The organism is Antarcticimicrobium sp., assembly GCF_029212575.1.
Classification (GTDB): Bacteria; Pseudomonadota; Alphaproteobacteria; order Rhodobacterales; family Rhodobacteraceae; genus Antarcticimicrobium.
In genome coordinates, this window is the sequence record NZ_JARGPK010000018.1 from 1 (window position 1) to 3,779 (window position 3,779).

General features: G+C 61.2%; 3 protein-coding genes and 1 pseudogene. All 4 read right to left on the minus strand.

Translation table 11 applies throughout. The features are described 5' to 3' along the window. Window positions 1-103: 103 nt before the first annotated feature. Window positions 104-889, minus strand: a complete 786-nt coding sequence (locus P1U75_RS03090; RefSeq protein WP_300239677.1) for an enoyl-CoA hydratase-related protein — start codon at window positions 887-889, stop codon at window positions 104-106. Between the two features lie 158 nt (window positions 890-1,047). Beyond that, complete coding sequence (locus P1U75_RS03095) at window positions 1,048-2,634, minus strand: carboxyl transferase domain-containing protein (RefSeq protein WP_300239679.1); 1,587 nt, start codon at window positions 2,632-2,634, stop codon at window positions 1,048-1,050. Window positions 2,635-2,642: 8 nt separating this feature from the next. Next, the gene (locus P1U75_RS03100) at window positions 2,643-3,152 is read right to left on the minus strand and encodes an acetyl-CoA carboxylase biotin carboxyl carrier protein subunit (RefSeq protein WP_300239682.1); all 510 of its coding nucleotides are present in this window, start codon (window positions 3,150-3,152) and stop codon (window positions 2,643-2,645) included. Next, window positions 3,152-3,779, minus strand: a pseudogene (locus P1U75_RS03105) (biotin carboxylase); the annotation flags it as partial. The pseudogene P1U75_RS03105 and the gene P1U75_RS03100, both read right to left, overlap by 1 nt.

The following is a 3,779-nucleotide window of genomic DNA, read 5'->3' on the forward strand; positions in this document are numbered from 1 at the left end:
GATCGCGCCCTTGGTCACCAACTGACCAATCGCTTCGGGCGTATCCCCCCAAAAACCGGAGGCGCACCCGATGCGCAGTTTTCGATCCGTCATATCCCCCTCCCTATCTGCCCGTCCATCTCGGCGCGCGTTTCTCCAAAAACGCCGAAAATCCTTCCCGCGCATCCTCCGTCGTCGCAATGCGTGGCAGCATGGTTTCGGCAAAGCGGAACTGCTGTTCGATCGTCATATCCTGCATCGCATGATAGGAGTACTTTCCGAGCCGAACCGCCGAGGGGGAGCGCGCCGTGATGAGGTCGGTCAACTCTGCCACCTTCGCGTCGAGCGCGTCCGGTTCCGTCACATAGTTGACGATGCCGTATTCCAGCGCCTGTTCCGCACTCCAAGGTTCGCCGGTGATGTACATTTCCAGCAAACGGCGGCGCGGTATCACCCGCATCATCTGCGGCATGATCATCATCGGAAACAGGCCGATCTTGACCTCGGGGGTCGCAATCCTAGCCGTGCTCGACATGACGGCAATGTCGCAGGCGCAGACAAGCCCGGAACCGCCGCCCATGGCATGACCGTTGATCCGGCCGATGATCGGCTTGTTGCAGGTTTCCATCAGGGTGAACAGGCGAACAACGAAATGCCCCGGCTGCGAGATGTCTCCGGTGAAGGGTCCGCCATCCTTGCCGGCCTTGAGGTCCCCGCCAGCGCAGAATGCACGATCCCCGGCCCCGGTCAGCACGATGACGAGAACGTCGTCGTCATTCTGGGCCGTCTCGAAGGCCTCGATCAGTTCCTCCACCGTCGGCACGTTCAGCGGATTGCGTTTTTCCGCATTGTCGATGGTGATTTTCGCGACCCCGTCCCGGATTTCCAGCAACACATTCTTGTCAGACATCTTTTTCTCCGTTCTTTCGGGGTTCTACCCCTCATGCATTCAATCGCGCCAAAGTTGCATTGCTCGAAAACGATCCGGAACCTCACGGCTGCGCGGCAGGCCCCTTACCGCGCGAAGCTTCGAACCCGTATTCATCGCAATGCGGTTCTGTCGGCTCCCTACATTCTGAAGACACCGTAGTGCGGCGCGTTGGGTGCAACACCCGCCGCACAGGACAACGCGATGCCGAGCATGTTGCGCGTATCGAGCGGGTCGATGATCCCGTCGTCATAAAGCCGCGACGTAAACCAGTAAGCGGAGGTTTCGTCTTCGGCCTTTGCACGCACCCGGTCGCGCAGTTCCTGCACCGATTCCTCGCTGAGGTCGGGGTCGTTGCGGCGCATCTGGGCCAGCTTGACATCGCCGAGCGTACGCGCGGCCTGTTCGGGGCCCATCACCCCCATTTGCGCATTGGGCCAGGACATCAGAAGGCGCGGGTCCCAAGCGCGACCGCACATACCGTAGTAACCGGCCCCGAAGGCGCCGGAAGTCAGTACCGTCAGCTTGGGTACCTCTGAGCCGGCCTGCGCCATCAGCATCTTGGCACCGTCCTTGGTGATGCCGCGTTCCTCGTACTCCCGACCGATCATGTAACCGGTGGTATTCTGAAGGAAGATGAGCGGCGTTCCGGTCTGGTTGCACAGCTGAATGAAATGCGCTGCCTTCAACGAGCTGTCGTTGAACAACACCCCGTTGTTGCCAAGAATTCCGACCTTACAGCCCCAGATACGGGCATAACCCGTTACCAGCGTGGTCCCATAGTTCGGCTGGTATTCGTGAAACCGTGATCCATCGACGATACGGGCAATAACCTCGCGCATGTCGAAACGGACGCGATAATCTATCGGCACAATACCATAGATTTCGGCGGGATCGTAATAGGGATCTTCGGGGGCGGACCAGTCGAAGGCGCGGGGTCTGCGCGGGAAAGTCTCGACGATTTCACGCGCCAGCAAGATGCCGGCTTCTTCGGAATCGACCGGATAGTCGCCCGTGCCCGAGATCGACGTATGCATGTCGGCCCCGCCCAGGTCGTTGACCGAGACCTCTTCGCCGGTGGCGGCCTTGACCAGCGGTGGTCCGCCCAGAAAGATCGCGCCGGTGTCACGCACGATGATGGTGTGCTCGCACAGAGCGGGCACATAGGCGCCGCCCGCCGTGCAATGGCCGCAGACGATGGCCACCTGCGGGATACCTTTCTTCGAAAGGATGCACTGGTTGCGGAATACCCGCCCGCCCGGTGCGAAAACGCCTGACATTTCTTCGAGATAGCCGCCCGCGCTGTCGCAGATATGCACAACCGGCAGTTCGTTTTCCAACGCGAATTCGAGTGCGCGCACAATTTTGGGCACCGACATGGGATACCATGCGCCGCCCTTGTTGGAACTGTCGTCAGCATGAATGACAACCTCGCGCCCGGCGATCACACCGACCCCGGTGATAATGTTGGCGCCCGGTGCCTGACCATCGTAAAGGTCGTTCGCCGCCAAGCTCGAAAACTCCAGGAACGGTGTCCCGGGATCGAGCAGCAGTTCCAGCCTCTGGCGCGCCAACATCTTGTTCTGCCGCTTCAACCGGTCAAGATCGCGGCGGGGACGGTCATGACGGGCCTTGTCCTGCATCTCTCGAAACCGGTTGACGACCGCCTGCATCCGGCCCGAGGCTTCCTTGAATTCCGTCGATTCCGGGCGGATCAGGGTTTCCATCCGTCTCATCAATCCGTCTCCTCCTGCGGTTCCAGACGCAGCAGGACGTCCTTGCCGCCGAAACTTTCGCCTGTGGCAAAGGGCACCTCCGCGACGATTCCGTCGCGCGGCGCTGTGACCGTGGTTTCCAGTTTCATGCTTTCGATCACCAACATCGGCGCGCCTTCTTTCACCGCATCGCCGGGCGCTACAGATACCGACACGACGACGCCGGGCATGGGTGCAACCAGCTGGTCGCGCGAGGCACTGCTTGCAGTCCTGTCTAGGGTATCCGCGGGATCGGTCCGCGCGATTTCATAGGTCCGACCGTCGAAATGTATGAATGTCGCGCTCTCGTCCACGGCGATCCGCATCGGGATACGGGTGCCCGATAGCTCGAGTATATACGCGCCCTTGCCCGCGCCGTCTTCGAGGGCGCAGGGAATCTCTCGGCCACCCATGTGCAGGACATGGCCCTGGCGCGTCGAGGCCAGCCAGACCGGGATCTCTTCTCCGTCAACTTCCAGAATGCGGCGCATCAGTTTCTCCAGCTCCCCATAAGTCGATAGATTTCCGGCACATTCTCCAGCGCTATCACGAGGCGCGCGTCGGAAAGCACGGTGGCGGCCGCAAGAATGTCGGTGGTGGCAGCGGGATCGCGCTCCTGGTTCAGCGTATCAGCTTCGTCTGCCAAGAACCCGGTCGAGACGTCGCCGGAACGGAATTTCGGATGCGCAAGGATCGCATCGAGATAGCCCAGATTAGTGGTTACCCCGAGGATAACATAGTCCTGCGCGGCGCGGCGGCCCCGCGCGATGGCCTGCGCCCGGTCGCGGCCATGCACGATCAGCTTGGAGAGCATCGGGTCGAAATCGGTCGTCACCTTGCCGCCGTCCAGAATGCCGCTGTCCACGCGGACGCCTTCGCCCCGGGGTTCGTCCAGCAGCAGGATGTCGCCGATGGCGGGGCGAAAATCTTCGGTTGCGTCCTCGGCGCAGATCCGCAGTTCGATCGAGTGACCGGACTGCGGAATGTCGGCCTGCGCCGCGCTCAGCCCCTCGCCAGCCGCGATGCGCAGCTGCTCGGCCACCAGATCAAAGCCAGTCACCATTTCGGTTACGGGATGTTCGACTTGCAGCCGGGTGTTCATTTCCAGGAAGTAAAAC